At 39.9% G+C, this 25604-nt stretch carries 19 protein-coding genes and 3 pseudogenes; 11 read left to right on the forward strand and 11 right to left on the reverse strand.

Going from position 1 to position 25604, the window contains the following annotated elements:
• From GVK91_RS27805 to GVK91_RS23460, 5 genes and pseudogenes are all read left to right on the forward strand, one after another.
• Positions 1–79 (forward strand): annotated as a pseudogene (locus GVK91_RS27805) (PT domain-containing protein); the annotation flags it as partial.
• A pseudogene (locus GVK91_RS27810) lies at positions 55–111 on the forward strand (PT domain-containing protein); the annotation flags it as partial. The pseudogenes GVK91_RS27805 and GVK91_RS27810, both read left to right, overlap by 25 nt.
• A pseudogene (locus GVK91_RS27815) lies at positions 87–194 on the forward strand (PT domain-containing protein); the annotation flags it as partial. The pseudogenes GVK91_RS27810 and GVK91_RS27815, both read left to right, overlap by 25 nt.
• Positions 195–244: 50 nt before the next feature.
• A complete protein-coding gene (locus GVK91_RS23455; protein WP_159731532.1) occupies positions 245–2053 on the forward strand; it encodes a glycoside hydrolase family 2 protein in 1809 nt (602 codons plus the stop codon).
• Entirely contained in the window at positions 2053–2340 is a 288-nt protein-coding gene (locus GVK91_RS23460; RefSeq protein WP_159731534.1) for a DUF6496 domain-containing protein, read from the forward strand. The genes GVK91_RS23455 and GVK91_RS23460 overlap by 1 nt, the downstream gene beginning before the upstream one ends.
• 58 nt (positions 2341–2398) lie before the next feature.
• Here GVK91_RS23460 and GVK91_RS23465 read toward each other — a convergent pair whose 3' ends face one another.
• The 5 genes from GVK91_RS23465 to GVK91_RS23485 all read right to left on the reverse strand — a co-directional run bounded on the left by GVK91_RS23465 (position 2399) and on the right by GVK91_RS23485 (position 6827).
• Positions 2399–2806, reverse strand: coding sequence for a hypothetical protein (locus GVK91_RS23465; protein ID WP_159731536.1), 408 nt, complete (start codon positions 2804–2806; stop codon positions 2399–2401).
• A 133-nt stretch (positions 2807–2939) separates the two neighbouring features.
• Positions 2940–3674: a YoaK family protein gene (locus GVK91_RS23470; RefSeq protein ID WP_159731538.1), complete on the reverse strand. Its 735-nt coding sequence runs from the start codon at positions 3672–3674 to the stop codon at positions 2940–2942.
• 39 nt (positions 3675–3713) lie between these two features.
• The gene (locus tag GVK91_RS23475) at positions 3714–4526 is read right to left on the reverse strand and encodes a family 16 glycosylhydrolase (protein ID WP_159731540.1); all 813 of its coding nucleotides are present in this window, start codon (positions 4524–4526) and stop codon (positions 3714–3716) included.
• A 197-nt stretch (positions 4527–4723) separates the two neighbouring features.
• Entirely contained in the window at positions 4724–5575 is an 852-nt protein-coding gene (locus GVK91_RS23480; protein WP_159731542.1) for a universal stress protein, read from the reverse strand.
• Positions 5576–5801: 226 nt separating this feature from the next.
• Positions 5802–6827 (reverse strand): NAD(P)-dependent alcohol dehydrogenase, encoded by a 1026-nt coding sequence (locus GVK91_RS23485; protein ID WP_159731544.1) that lies wholly within the window; start codon positions 6825–6827, stop codon positions 5802–5804.
• Positions 6828–7045: 218 nt separating this feature from the next.
• Here GVK91_RS23485 and GVK91_RS23490 point away from each other — a divergent pair, with 218 nt between their 5' ends.
• The 5 genes from GVK91_RS23490 (at position 7046) to GVK91_RS23510 (ending at position 14028) form a co-directional block, all read left to right on the forward strand.
• Complete coding sequence (locus GVK91_RS23490) at positions 7046–7270, forward strand: YdeI/OmpD-associated family protein (RefSeq protein WP_159731546.1); 225 nt, start codon at positions 7046–7048, stop codon at positions 7268–7270.
• Between the two features lie 534 nt (positions 7271–7804).
• Positions 7805–8227, forward strand: coding sequence for a hypothetical protein (locus GVK91_RS23495; protein WP_159731548.1), 423 nt, complete (start codon positions 7805–7807; stop codon positions 8225–8227).
• Positions 8228–8332: 105 nt separating this feature from the next.
• A complete protein-coding gene (locus GVK91_RS23500) occupies positions 8333–9418 on the forward strand; it encodes an efflux RND transporter periplasmic adaptor subunit (RefSeq protein WP_159731550.1) in 1086 nt (361 codons plus the stop codon).
• A 16-nt stretch (positions 9419–9434) separates the two neighbouring features.
• Positions 9435–12596: an efflux RND transporter permease subunit gene (locus GVK91_RS23505; RefSeq protein WP_159731552.1), complete on the forward strand. Its 3162-nt coding sequence runs from the start codon at positions 9435–9437 to the stop codon at positions 12594–12596.
• Complete coding sequence (locus GVK91_RS23510; protein WP_159731554.1) at positions 12589–14028, forward strand: TolC family protein; 1440 nt, start codon at positions 12589–12591, stop codon at positions 14026–14028. Before GVK91_RS23505 ends, GVK91_RS23510 begins: the two co-directional genes overlap by 8 nt.
• A gap of 72 nt (positions 14029–14100) precedes the next feature.
• On the opposite strand, the gene GVK91_RS23515 is transcribed toward GVK91_RS23510, so the two are convergent.
• Entirely contained in the window at positions 14101–20100 is a 6000-nt protein-coding gene (locus tag GVK91_RS23515; RefSeq protein ID WP_159731556.1) for an alpha-2-macroglobulin family protein, read from the reverse strand.
• A 138-nt stretch (positions 20101–20238) separates the two neighbouring features.
• The gene (locus tag GVK91_RS23520; RefSeq protein ID WP_088162533.1) at positions 20239–20811 is read right to left on the reverse strand and encodes a hypothetical protein; all 573 of its coding nucleotides are present in this window, start codon (positions 20809–20811) and stop codon (positions 20239–20241) included.
• 368 nt (positions 20812–21179) lie between these two features.
• Here GVK91_RS23520 and GVK91_RS23525 point away from each other — a divergent pair, with 368 nt between their 5' ends.
• Entirely contained in the window at positions 21180–21677 is a 498-nt protein-coding gene (locus GVK91_RS23525; protein WP_159731558.1) for a DinB family protein, read from the forward strand.
• A gap of 51 nt (positions 21678–21728) precedes the next feature.
• Here the strand turns inward: GVK91_RS23525 and GVK91_RS23530 are convergent, their stop codons facing one another.
• From GVK91_RS23530 to GVK91_RS23545, 4 genes are all read right to left on the reverse strand, one after another.
• Entirely contained in the window at positions 21729–22319 is a 591-nt protein-coding gene (locus tag GVK91_RS23530) for a dihydrofolate reductase family protein (protein ID WP_088162534.1), read from the reverse strand.
• 118 nt (positions 22320–22437) lie between these two features.
• Positions 22438–23520 (reverse strand): hypothetical protein, encoded by a 1083-nt coding sequence (locus GVK91_RS23535; RefSeq protein WP_088162535.1) that lies wholly within the window; start codon positions 23518–23520, stop codon positions 22438–22440.
• A 138-nt stretch (positions 23521–23658) separates the two neighbouring features.
• Positions 23659–24504: a M48 family metallopeptidase gene (locus tag GVK91_RS23540; protein WP_088162536.1), complete on the reverse strand. Its 846-nt coding sequence runs from the start codon at positions 24502–24504 to the stop codon at positions 23659–23661.
• A 151-nt stretch (positions 24505–24655) separates the two neighbouring features.
• Positions 24656–25582 carry a glyoxylate/hydroxypyruvate reductase A gene (locus GVK91_RS23545; protein ID WP_088163719.1) on the reverse strand — a complete coding sequence of 309 codons (927 nt, stop codon included), beginning with the start codon at positions 25580–25582 and terminating at the stop codon, positions 24656–24658.
• Positions 25583–25604: the final 22 nt, after the last annotated feature.

The raw sequence follows: 25604 nt of genomic DNA on the forward strand, positions 1-25604 counted from the left end.
ACCAACCAACCAACCAACCAACCAACCAACCAACCAACCAACCAACCAACCAACCAACCAACCAACCAACCAACCAACCAACCAACCAACCAACCAACCAACCAACCAACCAACCAACCAACCAACCAACCAACCAACCAACCAACCCCAATATCGAAAGATCCACTAGTAACATTTCGTTTATAATTCACTAAATCATTTTAGTATACTTATATTCATATTCTGAAAAACCAAGAAGTATACCATGATAAAAACCAAAACCTCAATTTTTGTGCTGGCACTATCGCTCTTCGGTTGGCTTAATGCTTTGGCACAACAGCCACAGCTTTCAACCCCATGGACAGCAATAGCCAAGCAAACAGAAATTCCACTTTCCGAATATCCACGTCCCCAAATGGAAAGGAATGAATGGCTATGTCTCAACGGTAAATGGGATTATATAGGTGGAAAGGATGCTCCGAATGCGCTGAATCCTGCTGCCCCCATTTCCTTTGACCGCAGCCGAGAAAGCATTCTTGTCCCCTATTGTCCAGAGTCCTATTTATCCGGAATACAACGCAAACAAGAAATTAATCTGTGGTATCGTAAAAATTTCGAGCTACCTAATCATTGGAAAGGGAAAGATATTATACTCCATTTTGGTGCAGTGGATCACGATGCGACCATATTTGTAAATGGAAGAAAAGCCGGTACTCATTCAGGTGGCTACGACTCCTTTTGGATCAACATCACTGAGTTTTTAAAGGCCGGTCCAAATAAAATTGTCGTTGCAGCGCATGACAAGAACGACGGCAAGTATCCTTCGGGCAAAAATGGACCTCGAGGCGACTATACATTTTCTTCTGGCATATGGCAAACTGTGTGGATGGAACCAGTAAGCAAAAACCATATACAGGGAATCAAATTGCTGCCTCAAGTAGCAGAAAAACAACTAAAAATACAGGTCACTAGCACAGCGAAGGCAAAAGTTACGGCCATCGTTTCTTCAGAGGGAAAAGAAATTTCAAAAACGGTAATTCAGTCGGGCATGGAATTTAATATCCCGGTAGAAAATCCAAAACTTTGGTCTCCTGACTCCCCTTTTTTATACGATTTAAAATTAAGTATACATGGGAAGAATGGAGAAATCATCGACGAGGTTAAGAGCTATTTTGGTATGCGTGATATTAAACTTGGTAAGGTAAACGGAATTGTAAGGCCGCTATTGAATGACAAATGTGTGATGCAGCTCGGTCTCCTGGATCAGGGATACTGGCCCGATGGTATTCTAACAGCACCTACGGAAGAAGCTCTCAAATATGACATCGCGTTTACCAAAAAAGCTGGTTATAACCTCATTCGTAAGCATATGAAAACCGAACCCCAACGGTTCTATTATTGGGCAGATAAAATGGGACTGCTCGTGTGGCAAGATATGCCCTGCCTTTGGTATCCCGATGAAGATACTACGATTTATCGAAAAGCATTTCGTGATGAATACAAAGCCATCATTGACGACCACTACAACTCGCCATCCATTATCGCCTGGGTTCCTTTTAACGAAAACTGGGGCGCTTTCGATGTACGCAATATTACCGACTGGACCAAACAATATGACCCTTCACGTTTAGTGAACGGTAATTCGGGATTTAACAACAATCCATCTTACCAAAAAGCTTATGGTGATCCCGGAAATGGAGATTTTGTTGACACCCATATCTATGTTGGCCCCAAGGGTGCCTCAGAGCCTGATTCGAAACGGGCAGCTTCCCTTGGAGAGTTTGGTGGCGTAGGCTTATTTCTCCGCGGTCACATGTGGCCTGTCGAAAACAATGCCTATGCCTACGAACCCACTATAGAGGCACTCACAGACCGTTATATATTCCTAATGGATAATGTCGAGCAATTGCTCCGATACAAAGGACTCAGTGTTGCTATTTATACGCAAACTACAGACGTGGAACACGAAGTCAATGGACTATTGACTTACGACCGTAAAATACAAAAAATGGTTCTTGAAAGAATAAAAGCCGCTAACCAAGCCGTGATTAAAGCTGGAAATGAATTGAATTAGTGGATAAAGATGTTCGCTATTTCGCTCTCAAAGAATTTTCAAACGATTCAACTGAAACAGCTGTTCTTTTTGCAGAAGTGTTTAATAACAGATCAAGGTGTAACACTATTATGGCAAAATATTCAGAAAAAGCATCTGAGAAAGTTGAAAAGACGATGCACGAAATGAAAGAGGGAAAATTAAAATCTGGTAGCGGAAAAAAGGTAACATCAAGAAAACAGGCGATTGCCATTGGCCTCTCCGAAGCCAAAAAAGAAGGTGCCAAAGTACCCAAAAAAAAATCCTAGCAAGTAAACTTGCTAGGATTTTCTCTTTAGCCCAAATTATGCTTTTTCATGCGGCAATCTACAGTAGGGATTTTTTCTTGTCTGTACCATCATAAGGATCTGACAAAACATTTTGACTATCCTCTACATCTATAAAATTTTGATTTACATCTACAGGTGTATAAATATGAACACTGCTTCCATTTCTCTTTTTGAGATAATATTGAATCTTTGTTGTATCAATATTGGTCACATCTGAAGCTGTCCATAACATTTTATGACCTGCACCATCAATCGTTATTACTGTATCATTGCCACGAGCGATGATACGCTGCAGTCCCAATTCTCCTTTTCGATCACCTTCTCTTGTCAACAAATGTGTGTTCCCATCTTTATCAATCATCCTGATCTGTTGATTATTGTTGCATCCAACTAAAAGGATGAAACTAAACAGAAGAAATGGAAGGGTCGTTCGTATTATTTTCATATCGTTCGTGGTATAACTCAATATAGTTTAACGGAGATACAAAGATGCTGCCAAAATACAGATAATACTAATTTTTCAAACAGGATATGGGAATAGTTCATGTTATTAAGCTAAAATATGAATTTAATCGAACCTATTCATCCGGTCTTAAGCTTCGCTTCAAATGATAAAACTTAAGTAGAATATGGTCATACCATAAAGCAAACAAAAGCATAGTAGCGGGTAACAATAATGTTTTCAATTTAAAATATTGAAACATAAAACCACCAATAATTCCCCCGATAAAAAAACCACCAATAATCATCAACTTAAGAAAAATACTTTTGTGTAATTTCACTTTCTCAGCAATTTCTCTATAAAAAAGCAACTGTGAAAGTTCAATACCAAGATCAGTAAACAATCCGGTCAAATGCGTCGTTCTGACAACTGATTGTGACACCTTCGTTACCAGGGCATTCTGAAGTCCCATAGCAAAAAGAAGGGCAAATGAAATTATTGCTGGAAACGTTGGTCCTGCTTTAACGAAAGCAGGGAGCAGTCCTACATTAATTAAGATAATAGACTCGATACAAATTGGAATGATATAGGCATTATGTGATTTCTTTTTTGAGGCTAATTCTACGATAAAACCTGAAACGGATGCTCCCATTAAAAAGAAAGCAATGTATAACAGAAAAATCAAAGCCATCTTGTAATTCATTAAAATCAACTGTTCTGAAAAAAATGCAAAGTGACCTGTGACATTCGTTGTTAAAGTGCCAACGGCAAGAACACCTGTAATATTAACCAGGCCTGCAACACAAGACAAAATAGAGGCTAACTTCAAATTATGAGTATAATTCCTTCCTCTCCCTTGATGCCTAAACATTTGAATTAATCTTTATAAATTAGAGAAAATAAGATTCATTTAAGGTTTCAGTAAATCATATACCCTGACATAATCCACTTCCATCTCTGCAGGAAATGCGCTGGCATCGACGCCTTGCACACCACCCCAATCTCCACCAACAGCCAGATTCAATAGTAAATGAAATCTTTTATCAAATGGCCACACGCCATTGCCTTTTCCTTCATTCGGAAAACTATAGATCTGTACATCATCCACGAAACCCCGGATATACTCAGGGGTCCAGTCTATCCGATAATCATGAAACTCCGATGTTGCCTGATCAATTCGCTTCATCACTCCTTTTTGAGTTCCAATGGAATGATTATAGTCCTTTGTATGAACGGTAATATGTATTGCATTCTCGGCATAACCGACATGCTCCATGATATCTATTTCTCCCGAATGTGGCCATCCTCCGTAAACCCAATCTGTCGGCAACATCCAAGCGGCTGCCCACGTACCTTTCCCTTTCGGTACCTTGGCTCGGACTATAAATCGACCATACAGAAAATCGCCCTTGTTCTTACTGACCAGCCTAGCAGAAGTATAGTCCAACCCTTCATATTGTTCTTTTATTGCAGTAATACGTAAAACACCATTTGCCACACTTGCATTTTTCCTGTTTGCATCTGTATAGTATTGAAGTTCATGATTTCCCCAACCATTATGCAAGGAGCCTACATCATATCCCCATTTTTTTGCGTCTGGCAGACCATTGTAATCAAACTCATCACTCCAACTGGGCGTTTCAGCAAACTTATATTCTCCTGCATGCGTACTATCGGGACTTGCGGAAAGTATTGTGATCAAAGGAAGTATCCAAAGGCTCATTATGTTTATATTTTATACAACTATGTATAAAGCTAATGAAAAATACGAATACATTACTTCATATCGGAGAGGCGATTTAAATTTCAGTTAGCAATCATAAAATCACGGCTATTAACTTTAGTGCAATCATTTTCTACTTACTAAACCGTGTACAATTAACCAATGGATAGTAATAAAAAGGAGGAGATTACCGACAATTAATATAAATTACGCTTAAAAAAAGTAGGAACCGTCAGATTACGATAAATTGCTTTCGTAAGATTTCTGGAAAATATACTTTTGAAAAAACTTTTAGGACTGTACGACACAAGTAAAAGATCAATAGCTTCGATTTCTACCATGTAGTCGATGCAACGCGGTATAGGCATATTGTAATCTAAGCGATTGACCGCATTTTTTTCCACATAATCAATTTTATTAAACGAAAATTGGACAGATAGCTTTTGTTTCCAGTCTTCAATATCTTCTTGTTTTGGAGAGATATACTTTTGTGTTACGTGCAACAGGCTGAGATTAAATTTCTCCGGTACACGTAAGATGAAACTGTCGAGTAGATCATATTCGGACGCTTTAAAATTGCTCAGTAATCCGATATTTTGTAACCTAAATTTTTGGAAAGTGATCGGTACTGCCAAGACACCAATTGGACTCTTTTTTATCAGGGCGAAGGTATTGCTTCCCAAGACCGCTTTTTGTATCATACCTTTACCCTTAGCTCCCATAACGATAAAGCGATATTCCTTTTCTTGTAGTAAGTTTAGTACCGTTTTTTCCAAGTCGCCGGGCAAACTTACGGTTTTACAGCTGAGATCAGGAAATTCATCGTCGATACGTATCTGCCAGTCCTTGAGCATGCCTTCAGCCTCTTCCTTCTGAGGCGTCAAAAACATATTCTCCATTTTCGCATGGACACTGTCTTTTATTGGGATAGTATAAGTATGCAGAAGCTCTACTGTCCAATTAAATTTTTTAGCCAGATTCGCCGCATATCGAATAGCAGTCCATGAGTTTTCAGAAAAATCGGTGAGTACGAGAATTGTTTTGTCCATAAATATTTTGCAGATAAATCAGCGCGGATTATTAGTATTACAACAGTAAAGAAGGCAGAAGGTTTTTAATAAAAAATCAAAAGAGAGACTTTAAAAAAAAGGTTTTCAAACGGGGAGAATGAAAACCTTAAATAACCAATTATAAACCTAAATTATGATACAACAAAGATAAGCATCAAAAAGATAAAAACCAAAATAAACTACTAAAAAGATAGACTTTTTTTTACTAAGGAATCAGTACAGCCCTTCCTTTGATCTTACCGTTGCGCATTCGATCATAAACTTCGTTAGCCTGATCAAGCTTAAACTGCTCAATTTCAATATGAATCTTCCTTTGCCTAGCCAAACCTACAACTTCCATAAGCTCAACCCGCGAGCCCCAATATGGGTTTGTCATACTCACACCAAAAGGAAGCCCCGACATATTGTACTGGTAGTGTCCCCCACCTAATCCAACAATTGTCAGGTCACCATCCAAACCAACAACCTTTGTTCCTAGATCTATAGTCGATGTTGCGCCGACAAAATCAATCACAACTTTAGCTTTTTTAATTCCAGTAATCTTATTGATTTGTTCGGCTGCATTTGCATCTTTCGAATTAACCGCATAGGCTGCGCCCAGTTCTTTAGCAAAGGCTAGTTTTTCTTCGGTGACATCACAGGCGATAATTGAACTCGCGCTTACTTCATTTAGTATTTGCAAGGCAACATGGCCCAAACCTCCAACTCCGATCACAACCACATACTCATCTGCTGTCAATTTGCCTATCGAACGCTTTATCGCCGAATAAGGAGTAAGTGCCGCATCCGTTAATGGCGCAGCAATGACTGGATCTAAGTCATAAATTGGGACCAGTAAACGGGAAGAAGGGACAAGCATATATTCCGCCATCCCACCATCAAGGCCTAGCCCACCACCATAAGCCATTTCAGACTGGTGATCACAATAATTTTCCTTTGATTGCTGACAGGGTTTACAGTGCCCACAACCCCAAGGGCCATAGACCAGTACCGCGTCTCCTTTTTTATAGTCTTTTACATCCGATCCAACTTCTTCAATCCAGCCCGCATTTTCGTGTCCCAAGGTAAATACCGTACCTACAACGGTCCCCTCATCTATAATGTGGAGATCAGAATGACAAACACCTGCGCCACCAATTTTTAGTAACACTTCATCACCCTTAGGAACGGGCTTGACCATATCATTTACAACGCGGACATCTTTATGCCCAAAAAAACGTACTGCTTTCATATTGAAAAATTTTTGTTGACTAATAGAAAAACAAATAAGAACGATATATGTTTCAACGCATATGAAGACAGCGGCAACTTGTAAGTCTTATTTCAAGAAAAAGTACTGCAATCCCCTGATCGTATTACCTAACGGGCAAGTCAAAAGTATTCATGCAATAAAGGCCGGCAACCCGAGGATATTTATGTATTTTTATCGGGAATCAAATGATAAAATACATGCTAAAAAAAGGTGAACATATTGAAGGCGTCCCTATGGAACTCCAACAATTGTTGGATATGGACGAAAAAGCCAATGCTTTTTTTGAAACACTTTCCAAATCATACAAACAAGGCTATTGTGATTGGGTTGGATCAGCAAAACAGGAACAAACCCGAAAGACAAGAGCTGAAAAAGCAATACAAATGCTACGAAATAATCAGAAAACCCTTAAAACGGTCTAGAACAAGCCAATTGGGCATTACGCTTGCTACCTACTTATCAAAAAGTACCGTAAGCCATTTTTGCCCAATTGTAAGAATAGATCAGGGCCGCCTCAATAAACTAGATCAAGCGATAGCAAAGTACCCTATAAAAGAACAAGTCACTTTTCAATCAAGCAAACTTTTTTTAAAAAACTCATTCACAACAGCATAAAAGTAGGACAAACGCTTTCACCTATTAGAGAATAAAAAAAAGTGTAATTTCCACTTCCCCAGCTCATTCGAAAGAACATCAAACTAAAAAACAACGAAAATAAATTCGAAAAACACCTAAAAACATAACCCATTGAAGAAAACTAAAGCTATTTAGGTCATATTTTTTAAAAATATCACCTAAACACAATTTCAAAAACGGAATTTGAGCAATTTTTACACAATTAATCACTAAAACACCGTCAGTTTAAACACTTTGTAACAATATTACATAAACTTTAAAATTTCCATACCTAAATCACTTGTATCATTTTTAAAGTTTAATTACATTTGCTTTCAAGGATGCAAGGAAAATTCCATCAATATCTGTTCGGCGTGGTTTGCGCAATACTTATCAGTTTTGGCTGGTATCATGTGGCAACACCAAATAATATCCCCTCCTGCAATCTTCATGCTGTCAATCACTTCAACAAGCAAGTAAAAAGCGAAGGTTATGAGACCAAAGTTATTCGCAAAACTAAACGTCATCGGCATGAAAAACTAAGGGCTTATTTTTCAGAAAATGATAATGAAAACGACGACACGGGAAGTGATTCCAATAGCCCGAATTTATTCGCACTTACAGGAGATGGTTTTGGAAATCTAGCCGCCTATATCCATCCTCAATTTCACAATACACGCACAGCAGTTTCGCTTGCAAATTCCAACCAGCTTACTTCACGAAAAAACGCCCTATACATCCATTACAGTGTATTCAGGCTGTGATTTTTTAATAATTTCTTAAAAAAACATCAAAATAGCTTTCAAAATCACCTGGAAGCATGTCACACTATTGTTCAATTTTTCGAAAATTATTAAAAAACTATTATCATGGTCATGAGAAGCTTTATGTATATAAGCCTGTGCCTTATTATTCTATCTACAAGCTGTCAGTCAGAAAAAAAAGACAAAAAAGAAGCTGCAGTTTTCAACGTCACTACTCCTTTGGTCAAAGATACAATTGTCAATAAAGATTATGTCGCCCAAATCCGTTCGATCAACCATATTGAATTGCGTGCGCAAGAAAAAGGCTACATTCAATCGATATTTGTCGATGAAGGTCAATTTGTACAAAAAGGACAACCCCTCTTTAAAATCATGCCCAACCTCTATGAGTCCGATGTTAATCGTGCTAAAGCAGAGGTAAAATATGCTGAAATCGAATATCAGAACACCAAAAATCTGTCCGAAAAAGAGATTGTCGCTCCGCAGGAAACTGAAATGGCAAAAGCAAAATATGAAAAAGCCAAAGCTGAGCTAGCCGCTATGAATACGCATCTCAAATTTACTGACATCGTAGCACCGTTTTCCGGCATCGTTGGTAAGCTTCATGTCCGTAAAGGAAGTCTTGTCGATGAAGGCGAGTTGATCACAGAATTGTCCGATAACAGTAAAATGTGGGTTTACTTCAATGTCCCCGAAGTCGAATACCTCAATCAAATGGACGCAAAAAAAGACAATAGCCCGCTGCATGTACGGTTAAACATGGCCAATGGAAAAGAATTCGGTCATGAGGGTATTGTTGAAACAATTGAATCAGACTTCAATAATGAAACTGGAAATATTGCCTACAGAGCGACTTTTCCAAATCCAAAGGGATTATTGCGTTATGGCGAGACAGGTAATATCGTCATTACATCGCCCTATAATAATGCGCTTATGATACCGCAGAAAGCTACATTCGAGGAGCTTGAAAAAAAATATGTTTACGTTATTACAAAAGATAATAAAGTAAAAGCAAGAGAAATAAAAGTTGCTGCCGAACTGCCGCATATCTATGTTGTTTCTTCCGGATTGGGCAAGGACGAAAAGATTCTACTGAATGGACTTCGCATGGTACAGGAAAACCAGACTATTGAATCCAAATATCAGACTCCGGAGAAAGTCATGTCAAACTTAGATTTATATGCAGAGTAATTAAAAAAGCAGCATTATGTTTAAAAAAGTAATACACCGACCGGTATTTGCTATTGTTATATCGGTTGTAATCCTATTTATCGGAGGTTTGGCCATAAAGCAACTTCCTACAGAGCAATTTCCAAAAATCGCACCGACTACAGTTGCGGTCTCCATTGCCTATCCTGGTGCAAGTGCTGATGTACTTGTAAAATCCTCCCTGATTACACTGGAGAATGCAATCAATGGTGTACAGGGAATGCGCTATATCGCAACCGATGCGACCAGTGCCGGTGAAGCGACCGTAAACGTCGTATTTGACCCTGGAACAGACCCCAACGATGCCGTAGTACTGGTGAAAACCCGGGTGGATCAAGTTATGCCACTATTGCCTGAACTTGTTCAAAAGGAAGGAGTCGTCGTCAATCCAATTCAGCCCAGTATGCTGATGTACGTGAATCTTTACAGTACGAATAAAAGCATGGATGAAAAGTTCTTGTACAACTACGCAACTGTAAACATCATTCCTGAAATCAATCGTATTCATGGTATCGCCAAATCGCAAATCTTAGGTAGCCGTAGATATGCCATGCGCGTCTGGTTAAATCCCGACCGTATGCGCGCTTACAGCTTGTCAGTTGACGAAGTGATGAAAGCGATAGGAGAACAAAGTATCATCGGCCGTCCCGGTCGACTGGGGCAAAGCTCGGGTATTGCAGCGCAATCCCTCGAATATGTCCTAACCTATAAAGGGCAATACAATACACCTGAAGAATATGACAATATTATCGTTCGCGCAAACGGCGACGGTGAAAACATCAAGTTAAAAGACGTAGCTAAAGTCGAACTGGGAAGTGAATTCTTTGACATCTATTCCAATTTAGACGGGCATCCCTCGGCTTCGATTGTGTTGAAACAGAATTATGGTAGTAATGCCAATGACGTTATTAAAGATGTGAAGGCAAAGCTTGCGGAGATGAAAGGTAACTTTCCCCCAGGTATAGACTATAAAATCAGTTATGACGTATCCCAATTCTTGGATGCTTCTATCGAACAGGTGATGCATACCCTACGCGATGCTTTTATTTTAGTTGCCATTGTTGTGTTTATTTTCCTTGGCGACTGGCGTTCGACTTTGATTCCGATCATCGCCGTGCCCGTTTCGCTGATAGGTACATTCTTCGTCATCCAATGGTTCGGCATGTCGATCAACTTAGTGACCTTGTTTGCGTTGGTGCTTGCCATCGGGATTGTCGTAGACAATGCCATTGTGGTCATTGAAGCAGTACATGCCAAAATGGAAGAAAGTGCCATATCGCCGTACAGTGCTGTAAAAGAAGTCATGGCCGAAATCGCAGGTGCTATTATCGCTATTACAGCTGTTATGGTTGCCGTTTTTATCCCCATTTCATTTATGACAGGTCCTGTCGGAACATTTTACCGTCAGTTTTCAATTACCATGGCGAGTTCCATCGTGATATCTGCAATAGTCGCGCTAACTCTTACTCCTGTGCTTGCCGCGATGCTCCTGAAAAACAATCATGGTAAACCAAAAAAATCAAACGTATTCACTAAATCGCTCGATCTTTTTAACCGTACTTTTGATAAAATAACGGGCAAGTATGCCTCCTTACTTCGTAAAATTGCCAGCCGAAGAGTGATTACATGGGGTATCTTAATAGCATTCTGTGTCGGAATTTTCGTCATTAACAAAACGCTTCCAGGAGGTTTTATACCGAGTGAGGACCAAGGTACAATATATGCCATTATTCAGACTCCTCCGGGATCAACATTGGAACAGACCAATAAGCTTTCCAGAGAGCTCCAAAAGATCTGTCAAGGGGTAGATGGCGTAGAATCTGTCTCATCACTGGCGGGTTATGAAATCATGACCGAAGGTCGTGGATCGAATGCCGGAACCTGTCTTATCAACCTCAAAACCTGGGGTGAACGTGAACACTCCGTTAAAGAGATCATGGAAGAACTTGAAGAAAAATCAAAAAATCTAGGTGCAACGGTTGAATTCTTCGAACCTCCCGCTGTTCCGGGTTTTGGTTCTTCTGGAGGTTTCTCCATGCGCCTGCTGGACCTCAATAGGACCACCGATTACCAAGATTTCGATAAAGTAAATAAAGCGTTTATCGCTAATCTCAAGAAACGTAAGGAACTGACCGGAGTCTTTACATTCTTTGCCGCCAACTACCCACAATACGAATTGGTATTTGACAATAACGCCGCCATGCAAAAAGGCGTTTCCATTGGTAAAGCCATGGACAACCTCAATATCCTTATCGGTAGTACCTATGAGCAGGGTTTTATCCGTTTTGGTCAATTCTTCAAGGTCTATGTACAATCTTCACCAGAATTTAGAAGGCTACCTTCCGATATCATGAACCTTTACGTCAAAAACGATCATGACCAGATGGTTCCTTATTCGGCCTTTATGACCTTAAAAAAAACACAGGGACCAAACGAAATCACGCGCTACAACATGTACAATTCGGCTGCCATCCGTGGACTTCCGGCAAATGGGTATACAACGGCCGATGCTATTCAGGCAATCAACGAAACTGCACTTCAAACATTACCGCACGACTATAAAGTCGCCTGGGAGGGCTTGTCCTATGATGAGGCTCAACGTGGAAACGAAGCCGTTTATGTCTTTTTAGTCGTCTTAGTCTTCGTATATCTTGTACTTGCTGCGCAGTACGAAAGCTTCATCATTCCGTTTGCGGTATTGTTGTCGTTACCAGTTGGTGTATTTGGATCATTCTTCCTATTAAAAGCTATGGGACTTGAAAATGATATCTATGCACAGGTCGGACTGATCATGATTATTGGTTTATTGGGTAAAAATGCGGTGCTTATCGTAGAATTTGCCGTGAAAAGGCGCCAAGCTGGCGATAGCATATTGGAAGCAGCTATTGAGGGCTCACGAGCGCGTTTCAGACCGATCCTCATGACCTCATTTGCATTTATCGCTGGACTTGTACCACTTGTCTTTGCCAGTGGTGCCGGAGCTATCGGTAACCATACCATAGGTGCCTCAGCGCTGGGAGGTATGCTCGTCGGAACTATCTTTGGCGTTATTGTCATTCCCGGACTCTACTACATTTTTGCAAAATTGGCTGACGGAAGAAAAATGATCCAAGCCGAAGACGAATCACCATTAAGCGAAGACATGATACATTATGAATAAGAACAGATTATATCACTATACAGGTTTCGCACTTTTCTTGCTTAGTCTTGCAGCCTGCAAACCACTGGAAATAAAACAACGTGCCGAAAATAGAACCGTTCCTGGGAAATATAGCGATGCCGACAGCGACACCGTGAATACAGGAAAAATAAAATGGAACAGCTATTTCAGCGATCCCAATCTACAAGGACTGATCAGTCAGGCACTAGCAAACAACCAAGAGCTACATATTATGCTTCAGGAAATTGAAATAGCCAAAAATGAGGTAAGCGCCAAAAAAGGTGAATATCTACCTTCCGTAGGTGTAAAAGTTGGCGCCGGGGTCGACAAAGTTAGTCGTTACACAAACATTGGAGCGATGGAAAAGAATACGGAAATCGAACCCGGACGCGAAATGCCTGAACCGCTATTTGATTTTGGAGTTGGTCTACAGGCACAATGGGAAACAGATATCTGGGGTAAACTCCACAATGCGACCAAAGCGCAGCTGCAACGGTATTTTGCCAGCGTGGAAGGCAAAAACTTTATGGTAACTCACCTGATCGCTGAAATTGCAGATTCTTATTATGAACTCCTGGCGCTGGACAACGAACTCCTGGTTATCAATGAGAATGTAAAGATTCAAAACGATGCACTGGTCGTGGTAAATGACTTGAAGAAAAATGCGCGATCCAATAAACTTGCCGTCAAAAGATTTGAAGCCCAGATATTGAAAACCCAAGGTATGCAATATGATATCAAGCAGAAGATCACAGAAACAGAAAATAGAATAAACTACCTCGTTGGAAGATTCCCGCAGCCGGTTCAAAGGGATCAACAATCCTTTGATCAGCTTGTTCCACAAACCGTTTATGCGGGCATCCCGGCCGACCTCCTGGAAAACAGACCGGATATAAAGCAGGCCGAATATGAACTTGCAGCCTCCAAACTGGACATCAAATCGGCCAAAGCCCGCTTTTACCCTTCTCTGGACATTGCGGCGGGAGTAGGTTTTCAAGCTTTTGATCCGACTTATCTCATCAAACCGGAAGCCTTTCTCTCTTCCCTCGTTGGTGAACTCACCGCCCCTTTGATCAACAAACGGGCAATTAAAGCCGCGTATTATAGCGCAAATGCACGACAAGTTCAGGCTGTTTACCATTATGAGCAGACGATATTGGCTGCTTATATTGAAGTTGCAAACCAGCTCTCCAAAATTAAAAATCTGGAGAATGGCCTACAAATTAAGACCAAGGAAGTCGATGCATTAAATGAGTCTATCGGTATCTCCAACGACCTCTTTAAATACGCCCGCGCAGATTATATGGAGGTTCTGCTGACACAACGCGATGCCCTGGAATCCAAATTTGAGCTCGTTGAGAAAAAGGTCAACCAACTCAAAGCAAGCGTAGCGATATACAGATCCCTAGGTGGTGGATGGGATCATCAATAGCACAATTTAATTTTAGTTTTTATATGTTGGGGACTTATCATGTGATAAGTCCCTTTTTTTGTAAAAGCATATTTACTCCACCACGATTTCTTTCATTTTCTCGTTTCCATAGTATGTCGGGAAATACATTAATTCAGCCTTCGCGGGGTTGACAGTATACGTCCCGGTATAACGAGGTAAAAGTTCGATCTCAAAGGTATGCGTACCTTTCCCCAGTTTGTTGCAAAAAATGACAACACGATCTTTGAAATGCTCCCGGTGTGCCTCGGTTCTATAGTATCCATTGGTTTTGGTTTCATAAGAACATCCCGCCGGTATCGGAACTTCAATCTGCACATACTCAGCTTCACCAGTTAATGTTACGCTTGCTTCAAGTTTTACAGGCTTCCCTTCCTTGAGCGCCGCTACCGTAGCACCATTGTCCTTAAATCGCGTTGCAACAGCAAGTCCCTTTTCTTTTTCTATGACAGGGTTTGGATTCCAAAAATTTTGATAGGCTGTCACAAAAGCCGGCCCCGTCCCTTCTTTCCTCACTTTAATCTGTTCATCCGACTTAAAGCTTTGCGTATACGGAAATGTAGTGATGCGTTTGCCATTGATAACCATTACCGGGGCCTGGAAAGACTCACCCTCTTTCAGTAAATCAGGAAGAATACTTCGTATGATACGGGAAGATTCGTAGATATTATACCATTGGTTTTGCTGCCGCTGCGCGAAAAAGTAATTACGGATATTTTCTAAATCCGAATCATGACCACCAATTGATTTTAAGACACCGTAAGCCAACAGTGTATTCTCGGTATTGGTTTCCGTAGGTCGCATAAAAAATCCACCTTTCTGATCTGTTGTAATTCCCGAAGTCCAATAAAGCCCACCTAAGATAGCCTTTGAGGAGTATTTAAGAACGGTATCTGCAGCATGTGAATCCTTAAGACCCAGTTTTGAAATCAATAGATATTTCAACAGTTTATCCTTAATGGTTTTACTTTTCAGTTTTGTATCAATTTCGAAGAAATAATCTTTGTAATCGGTTTTCGGATCTAGCCGGAGCAGATATATCAGGGAGCCAAACAAATTCTCTTTGGCCCCGTGAAGCTTATCTTTATCCAATAGAAGATCCAGCGAAGCCAAGCTGCTTTTCAACATGGTCTTTTCACGTTCTGCATAGATCTCCGTATCAATCTCAACCTGGTATCCTGCTTCTCGGGCATCCAACAGTACCCCGATCACATAGTTGCTGATCCAGCTCACAGTTTCACTCTTGTTCCACCAGCCCCAGCCCTGATTAGAATTTTTGTTTTTCTGTAACTCCTTCAAAAGATCCCTTATTTTCTTATCCTCTGTAAAGGGCTTTCCGATCAATTTTGTAAGCTCTTTTTTAGAAAGTAACGCGCTCAATTTGGAAGCCATCTGTTCATTGCATAAAAATTTGTAACGATCGATCGATTCGATTTCCCGTTGTAAGAATTCCAGCGAATTTGCTTCGGCATGCATGGTGATTTCGCCTAGCGCAGGAGAAGTTTTTAGCAAATACTCTGCGGTACTGTTGAGCACTTTAAAATCTCCTTCATGTTGTTCAAGCCCCTTTTCAAAAATCGGAATGCTACGTTTTTCACCATCAAAATATCCATTTGACAATCCGATCGAATAAGCTAGTTGGATGCTGTCCCCCTTATCGGCAATAACCGTTATTGGATCCCGATAAGACTTTGCAATTTTCAATTTTGCTTCCTGCTTTGTTAGTCCATTGTTGATGGTACGCAAGAGTTGCAAGCTATCGCTAAGATAATTGACAACCCTTCCCATGGCTGTAAACTGATCACCTCTGATGGCAAATCGGGGACTCGACAAATGTGCCGAAACAGCTTTAAAAGATTTGACATTTAGCTCTTTCATGTCGGCGAAATTTTTATTTCCTTTAGCAATAAAGAATGTTCGCCAATTGGTAATATCATCCGGATAGGTCGCTTCAAAATTAGCTTTTCCCTGAGCATCGGTAGTTAGCTTTGGCTGCCAGAATGCATCATCGCGGAAGTTCACGCGCATCGTATTTCCAGATTCCAAATAGGGCATATCCACAGCACCTGTCGATGCCGCAGAAGCTCCAGCTTTCATCTGAACCATCACCACACCATTGGCGGCCCGAGCACCGTACAATCCAAGCATAGATTGATCTTTAATCACATTCAATGACGCGATAGTCGATGGATCAAGACTTGAAATATCACCTTCAAAGGGGACTCCGTCTACTAAAATCAATGGTTTTTCATTGGGGGCCGGACTAGCAGCGCCACGAATACGAATCCCTGCTACGGCACCCTGTAACATAACCGTAGTCACCCCATCCATCCTAGCATTGATCGATTTCACTGCCGCAGTCAATGATTGCCTTTTTTGGACGCCATACCCCACAACAACCACTTCATCCAATTGATTTTCGCTTGGCTTTAACTCCACGAAATAATCTTTGCCACTGGAGACTTTGACTGTAGCTGTATTGTACCCTAAAGCAGCAATCTCAAGTACCGTATTTTTGTCATCGGAGAGCTCAAGTTCCACACTTCCGTCAAAGCTTGTGAAATATCGATTTTTGGTATCCGAAACACTCACTTTAGCCCCAATTAATGGCGTATCACCATCATAAACTAAGATCCTGGCGACCTTATTATTCTTTCTTTTCGCTCTAAAATCTTCCCGGTCTATTTTTAAGAGCCGCGGATCAATCTCTTGTCCATGTCTTATAGAATCCTGCAATGGATTTTCCACGGTACGTACAATAATTTCATCGCGTACAAGTTTGTAAGCCAATCTCGCCGCTTGAGATGCATTGCTCCATTGAATAGAATCCAGTCTGAGATAATTCATCCCATTGGCTTTGAGCTTGATTGGCAAACTAAAAGAAGTTGAATCATCCTTTACAATATGCAAAGTAACATCGCCGACTGGAAGATCCCCAAAAGTTCGATGTCCACCGTAAAACAGTCGAAAGTACATTCTCTCCTCTACATTCGTCGGTTCAATAAAGATCAATGCAGGTCGAATGCCTTTTTGTGCAGCATCATTGCCCAGAGTTAAATTCAATTTAAAAATAGCGTCTTTTTTTCCTTTCTTCACCGTAGCAAATTGCGCAGGTCCCGTGCTATTTTGCATCGTCTCTTGGAAAGTACGTTCTACGTTTGCCTTGATATCCTCCAATGTCCATACCCTCTCCTGAAAATCTAAATTTGGCGTAAAATCATACAGATCAATCCGCATAGGATTGCCATCCCAACTTTTTTGCTTTTGGTAATTTTTATAGATGCTATATTGATAGCCCCCCTCAATTTCAAAACGTCCAATTTTCGCTGTGTCAACCATGAGGGTGCCTATTTTGGACACACCATTATACATTTCTGTCCTTGGAAATGGTCCCACCATCAGGGGTACGGGAACCTGTGTCCGCAACCGGTTATCGTAAACAGTTTTTCTTACGGGATTGAGGTAGTAGAGATCTCCCGCTGTCTGGATATATGCAGGCATCTCAATCAATGCATTATTATTGGGTAATTGCCAGGCTCCAAAATTGTTGGTTACTGTAATCAACTGGCGCTTCAATTCAGTCAATTCGTTAGTGTAGAGCTTACCACGTTCTTCTTTAGGTAATCGGTAAACCAAAATCTGGCCTTTGCTAAATGCTTTGTCGGGGTAGTTAAAACCAATCGTATCCTGTGAGGCATTAAAGGAAACAATGATCTTTTTCCCATTTTCAAGATAAAAGCCACTTACACGAATGTCGCGATCCTTGGTCCTAAATCTAAAATCATGCTGCCCCGGAGAAACTTCGAAAATAGTATTGTTATTTTGTTGGTCTTGTTTAGCATAAGTCAATACACCGTCTATCCAGACTAAATGTATCCCCTGCACCGCACCATTTACTACGACATAAGGGGAAATCTGGCTCTTGACCGCATCCAGAGGAAGAGACTCCTGATAATAATCTTTGGGATATAGAAACCGATAAAAAGCCATCGTATCCAACTGCATGTCTTTAGACCATTTTGCCCAATTTTGAAGAGCTCCCTGATGAACCTTCTCATCATCATCCAAACTAAAATTAAGATTTTGTGAGACTCTTGCCCTTCGCATCAGACCACCCATAGTAATATTTGGAGTGGTTGCTGACCTAAATTTTGAGGTAAAACCATAGGCCGTAATATCAATATCCTTCAACGGTTTACCATTCTTATCCGTAACCGAAAGTTCCACGTCAGCCTTCTGCCCCGGATAAACTGTCGTCGCCGTGTTGACTGCCAAATTTAAATTCTTCTCCACATAGGGTAATTCTTCCTGGATAACTTTTGATTTTCCTCCAAAAAGATAGGTGATTTCCATGCTATACCCGTCTTTTCCACGGGCTAAAAATTTACTATTTAACGTGGTATGATAACCCGAAGCAATCGTACGACCAGCACGATGGACACGATACCAAAATGGAATCATAGCGGGATTATTGACATGCAATATCACCGAATCCGCAGTTCGATAAAACCGATAATTCAGCTGTGCCTGCTCTTGATCCTCTAGATATACACTTTTACTCAATCCATTCGACTTGACAACAATTTCTTCAGCCTGCCAAGGTATAGAAACCAAATTAGGTAAACTCAAATTTTCAGTCTTCAGCACTTCACGATGTTCACCTAATATCATTAGCTGAGCAGTCGCTGGCATCGCAACACCTTTTTCGAAATACTTGATCTCTGCATGCCCGTCTTTTACAGCAATACGAATTTCTTTTTCGCTGTTGAGTATATTGAGGTCGAGACTTCGTTCAATTCTTTCATTATCTGAACTTAGATAGGTGCCAATAACCCGAAATGTAAGACCTATGTCAGCCGGAAAGATTGAATCAGGTAATACAATTTCCTTTTCCGCGACATCTGCGAGCGAAACGCTCGTTTGCCATAATGTATCTGGAATGAAATTGACCTTATTGGCTTTTACATCAAGCGTATAAAGTGGACTTGTCACAACACGCAAATCTACTTTCCCATCATATATGGGCATTTCATTTTCATTTAAAGCTTTTAGTTTCAGTCGCACACTGTCTCCTTTAGCATATTTCGTCTTTTCGGACGTCATATTAAAGCTTAGGCTTTTCAACTCATAGTCTTCATATCGGAAACGCTGTTGATGCAAGACGACTTTGGCTTTTGTAGATTCCAAAGAAATCCCATAATCTTTATCAAGGATAAGGCCAAGACCCTTCAAATCAAATGCAAAGTTGTACATTCCCGGACGATAAGGAGCAAGTCGGGCCAAAATGGTATCTTTAGCATATCCATATCCACCTGTCAGACGTACGGCAATAGAATCACGGTAAGGTTTCCATTTTTCTTCCTCAAGATAAGCTTTAAATTTAACCTGCTCATTTGGCTTATACATTGGCTTGTTAAAAACCATAAAGCTTTCTGTCTGTTCAGTTTCTTGTTTATAAAAGAACCTCTTAATCTTAAACTTTGCTCTAAGCCAGCTATTTTTGATTCCTCTCCATAATGGAACCTTTTCTTTGTAAGGCCAACTCCGTTCTACACTCAGGTAATGATAGACACCCTTATGTTCAATAGTGACGATATCGTCACTATTTGCATTGGCAGCTTTATAATAATGAAACTTCTTATCGAATAACATGCGACGTCCCTTCACTTTTACTTGCGCATCTTTTATAATCGTTCCCAGAGAATCGTATAGACAAATCGCAAAAATTTCTGCCGGAACAATCTTGACATATAGGTTATCACTAATCAATTCCTGATAAATGAGATCAGCTCCACTGGCGCGGACCTGAACATAATTACCAGGAGGTAAAGTCGGCTGTGGACTTCCGGCCTTATACTTAAGAAAAAAATCGCTGAGCATAGCTTCATCGAATTTCTTCTCTCCCAAGTGAATTTTTCTTAAAACTTCTGGGCTCAGTTTATAAATATAATAGTCAGAAGATCCACGCGGACTATTGAATAAGGTCGATTGCCCACAAAGGACCACAGAATACAGAACAGCTAAAAAGCAGACAACAATTGATTTCCATTTCATGTTTAAGATACTGGCTAAATTCTTTTAAAAATAGATAAATTTACCTAAAGCCAAGTACTAGATTTTTCCATCCGGCACTTCAACTTTCGTGCAGGGATGCGAAGAATATCAAAATTCCATAAACGGAGAAAAAAAAAATTACAATTTCAACCTACCTTTGATTGAATCTATAACTTCAGTGTCCGAGGGAAAGTCACCAGCTCCCGAACCGCTGGAACGATTGACCAAAGGCGGCTCCTCACCATATAGGGTATCGCGGGCGATGACTACCTTCTTGTCGAGATCTACATAGCTAATAATATAATTGCGCTGATAAGCTTTATCTTTTTGACCGATCTTGTTGACATACTCTCCTTTTTCCTGCATGTCCATCGCTATCATAACAATGCCTTTGACAGCATCACCGGGGTAATTATCTACTGTTCCCAATGCCTCGTTCCATTTTTCCTTATAAGTTATTCCCAAATCACCGGCACCGCCATTTTCAAGAATTAGACAGCTCTTCCCCCAGTCTACTGCGGACAATTGTACTGGATATTTATAAATAGTAGTATGATCGCCAAAACCAGCTAAAATTCGGGAAGATAATTGTTCTGTTTTTTCCTGATCCGCCTCCATATTTCCCAAAAGACGGTAAGCCCATATACCGATACCAAGTACTGCAACCAATACCAGGCCTACAAAAGTGAATATTGCTTTCTTATTTCCCATAGTTCTATTTTATTTAATTAATTACCAATCAAATATACTTAGTCTATATGCTCATTTTCACCCTTTTTACAATTCGCTTGACCTGCTTTATTATTTGCTGCGCTTGCTTAAATAAACGTTATAAAAACAAATATTCGAGCCTTCGCAGCCCTAGTTTTCAACAACATGAAATAACAGGAGCTGCCACTATTTTATTTTTATCATAAATGATGGTTCATCCAATTCATACTGACACATAACTGTCACATAGTGGTTATATCTTTGTTTAACCTTAGCAGGAAAACAAATACTAAACGAAAAAACAATTCCAGAGCAAAGGCTATTAGTAGGATAACTAATCGAATTTTAAATTATTACAGTAAAAAAACATGGAAACATTACCACAATTAAAAGAAGAATTAGCGAATGAGTATCAAATTACAAAAAACTTCATTGCACTTTTCCCTGAAGGCAAGAATGAATATGTCCCACATGAAAAAAGCATGAAAATGATGCGTCTGGCAACCCACTTAGTCGAAGTGTTCGAATGGCCAAGTACCATTTTAAAGACTTCAGAACTTGACTTTGCCAAAAGTGCTTATGTGCCAACAAGTCTATTGACTCGGGATGATCTCTTAAAAAAATTGGACGAAGATTACGAAGCCGGAAAAAATGCTTTAGAAACAGCTAAGGAAGAAGACTTGATTCCAAGCTGGACCATTAGAAATGATGGCCATGAACTGGCAAGCTGGAGCAAATACGGTGCTATTCGTCACTCATTAAACCAGATTACACATCACAGGGCACAGTTAGGTGTTTATTATAGACTCAATGATATTCCCCTTCCAGCAAGTTATGGCCCCTCTGCCGATTCACAGAATTTCTAAAATGCTAGCTGCTGGAATGAAAATACGACATCTATATGTCGTATTTTCATTCTACGCTGGACAATATGTATGTGCGACAACACCACCTGGAAAAACTTGCACATTCACGAGCTTTAGATCGAGAAATCTAGAAAGACCGTCGAATATAGGCAGCCCAGTACCCAATGCAATTGGATGTGTGATCAGATGATATTCATCAATTAATCCGGTTTCAATTAAACTTCGCATAAATTCAGCTCCTCCATGAGCCAATAGTGGCTTCCCTGACTCCGCTTTTAATTCTTTAATTCCTTCAATGAGACCTGCATCAAAAACCCGGGCATTCATCCAAGAGGAATGCGCAGGAAGCTTAGCATTGTGAGCAAAATCTTCTGTTTTGGGATGATAGCCCTTTTTTGTAAAGACAGCTTTAGGGATTTCATTCATTGCTGCCGCAAAAGGATTTGTTGAGGCAGGCCAATAGGAAGCCATTACTTCAAAGGTCTTTCGACCCATTAGATGAACGCCGGCAGATTCACAAATATTTAAAACCCATGCGCTAGAATGATCATCGCCACTTTTAAACATCCAATCAAGTTCACCGTGGATGCCCGCAACAAATCCATCGATGGAAACAGACATTTTCATTATTAATTTCCGCATAACAAAAAGTTTAATATTTAATAAAACAAATCCAATTCAAAACTGGGTTATTGTCTATCAAAAATAAACCATTTCAATCGACGTACAGCGGGGACAAACCGTCAATATACAAGGGCATTTACGACAGTTCTTTTTTCTGTCCTTTACCTTCCTCAAGGGTAAGCATAAAATTCAAATAGTGCTTTTTCTTCGCGAAATGCTGATCATCCAATAACTTTTTATAGGCCGATATCGCATTAAAAAGGATTTGAAGATTATCCTCGTTATAATGATCTACATTAAAATATATTAAATCCCTGTTGATATACGTGTCCAATGAAGTAAGCAACGTATCATTCAATTCATCCTTGCTTCCGGGAAGTGCCAAAAGCGTTGCCAGTTTCTTTTTTAATTCTCCTTCCCTACGTTTGACGTCTTGCAACCTTGCCTCAATATCAGCGAAGGGCAAAGTCTGAAATATAAACCGGGTATTCTCCGTCATGTGAGCATAAAGTTCTTGTGCCTCCTCATAATTCTTGTCGAAAAAAGCAAAATCATAATATCTTCGTTCAAACTCTTCACACATCCCCTGCGTATCAGCCAAGTGTGCAAAATAATAATGGATCTGCTGGTTGTAGTCGGTAATTTTATGCTCCGTAGCTGCAATAGTGTCTTCAATTTTTTTTAGTAATTCGATGGCGTCTGCAGCTCGATATTTTATACCGTCATAGTCAAAGGACTTTAATTTTAATTCTCCTTTGCTGATTGCTTCAACGACATATTTGTCATTTTTTAGACTATTAAGTTCATACAGTGTATCAACTCTACTATCGGCAAATAACTCATCAAAAGTCGGCTTTGACTGTCCCTGAAAAATTGGAGTTTCACCTTTTCGCACAGGATGATTGTAGTCATAGAAATCATTGAATCTTTGATCAACAGCATACTTGTTCATTCGACTTTCAAAATCATCACTGAAAGACGTTATTTCTAACAGTGATGGGGGCTGTTGATACTGTACCTCCGCAAACAACTTATCCGAAATTTGGTTTGCTACGGCAGCACGATTAGCTAGTATTTCAATAGCAGGTGCATTGTTGGCTTCTTGCTTGACAATATTAAGTTTCTGTAATGCTTTTACCCGATCTTCATCCGATGGATGGGACGACCATTGATCTTCAAGATTTAACTTCGATTTATCATATTTTTTTAAAGTCGCCAATTCGATCTGGGGAAAGCCATTTCACTTGATATCTATTGCGTTCCGCAAACAAGAGCATGACACAACGATGCTCTGGATAAATATTACGACTACGGATATTTTCAGAAAATTTGTTATCATAGAAAGTAAGTACATTATTTAGTGCATGGTTTGCAAACCCCAAACGTAAGAGCGAGTCAGCCAAAGCCTGGGAACCAGCAACATGTGCCGCAATTTCATCCGCATGAAATTCCATCTCTCTTGATAACGCCAAATAATTAGATTTACATATTCATAAACATGCTTCAAAATATGCTGAATCTGTTGAATAATAAACATCGATATACCAATAAAAATAGCAGAGTACCCACTGATGTTACTCCATTTACCAAACATATTATCCAGCGATTCATTCTTATACAGCATATTGTAGATAATCTGATTAACATGGTAAACATAGCTACCCACTTTCATGCTTTTTTGTGAGAAGTGGCCAAACTCGTGTGCAAGAATAGCCTTTAGTTCCTGTTGAGTAACTGCATTCACCATCCCCACACCAATCTGAAGATTTTTCTTAATGGGTAAAAACATGCTCCAAAAACTAGAGTCATAGAATACAGATGCATTGACATCATGCGATAGAAAAATTTTCTTTGGAAAGCTTGTGTCAACTTCCTTTACCACCTCATGAATAAGTGCGAATAACTGTGGTTCGTCGCTCTCATATATCTGTGTAAGATGCCCCGTATCAACTTTTGTTGACGCAAAAACAAATTTTAATAAAAAGAATAGTATAGTCAGACCTGTAGCGAGTAAGCCCAAACATAATACTGCGGTTAAAAACATGGGCTTGGCAGTGAATATCAATAGTCCCAATAAAGTAAAACCAACAGTAATACCTATTGCCAAGAGTAGCAGAATAACATAAGTAACCGCAAAAACAACAATAGATAAAATTGTTTTACGCGCGTGTTTTCTAAAGTTTGTAGATACTTGTACGTTCATAAACCGTTAATAAAGCAAGGATAATTGACTATATAAATCTAAAAAATAAAATCCATTTGCCTATAAGTTTACAAAAAATCAAAAACAAAAAACATACCCAATTTACACATCAGAGTACATTATCATTAGCCCCTTAAAGGGGATATTATCATTAATAACCTTTTTCCAAAGAAACTTCATTCAGTAAAGCCTCCCCCCGAATCATTCGTTTATAATTGTCTACTACCTGTAAAACCGACGAACTGATATTGGTTCGACTTGCTACATGCGGTGTTATAAAAATAGAAGAACAGGACCAAAATGGATGATCTTTTGGCAGCGGTTCCAGGTGAAAGACATCGAGGTAAGCTTGGGCAATCTGCCCCTTATCAATAGCCGCCAGCAGCTCATTTTCAACGAGATGACCACCTCTACCAACGTTTATGAGGACAGTTCCATTCGTACACAATTTAAAAAGGTTATGATCTAGAATTCCTCTTGTAGCATCGGTCAGGGGTAAAATATTGACAACCAAATCACTATTTTCCACAGCCGCCCTAAGTCCTTCCTGTCCCGAGAAAGAAACTACCCCTGGAAGCGCTTTAGGGGAATTGGACCATCCTTTTACTAGAAACCCCAACTGAACCAGCCTCTCGGCAACATAGCCTCCAATCTCACCTAAGCCTAAAACTGTGACACTGGTTTCACCAATGGATTTATATACTAATGGTTGCCAATGCTGTTGTTCCTTTGCTGTAGCATACATCGAAAAATTCTTCATTGCATGCATCAAACAGGTCAAAATATGCTCAAACATATCGCTTTTCAGCATTGGATCTATTATCCTACAGATATGGAGCGTTGAAGGAATCTCATTTGGGAATAAATGATCTATCCCCGCTCCTCCCGACTGAATAACTTTTAAATTAGGAAAATGAGTATAGTAATTAGCATCAGGCTTCCAACAAAGTGCAAATTCTACCGCATCATAATTTTCTATTTCGGGGTATATCTCCACCTTAACATCAGGTAAATGTTTAGTGATCTCGACCTTCCATTCTTCTGCCCTAGCAGTATTCAGTAGCAAAACTATGCTCATAATCTCTTTTTTTATACGAAAA

It is taken from the genome of Sphingobacterium sp. 18053 (genome assembly GCF_902706145.1).
In the GTDB taxonomy this organism is placed as follows: Bacteria; Bacteroidota; Bacteroidia; order Sphingobacteriales; family Sphingobacteriaceae; genus Sphingobacterium; species Sphingobacterium paramultivorum.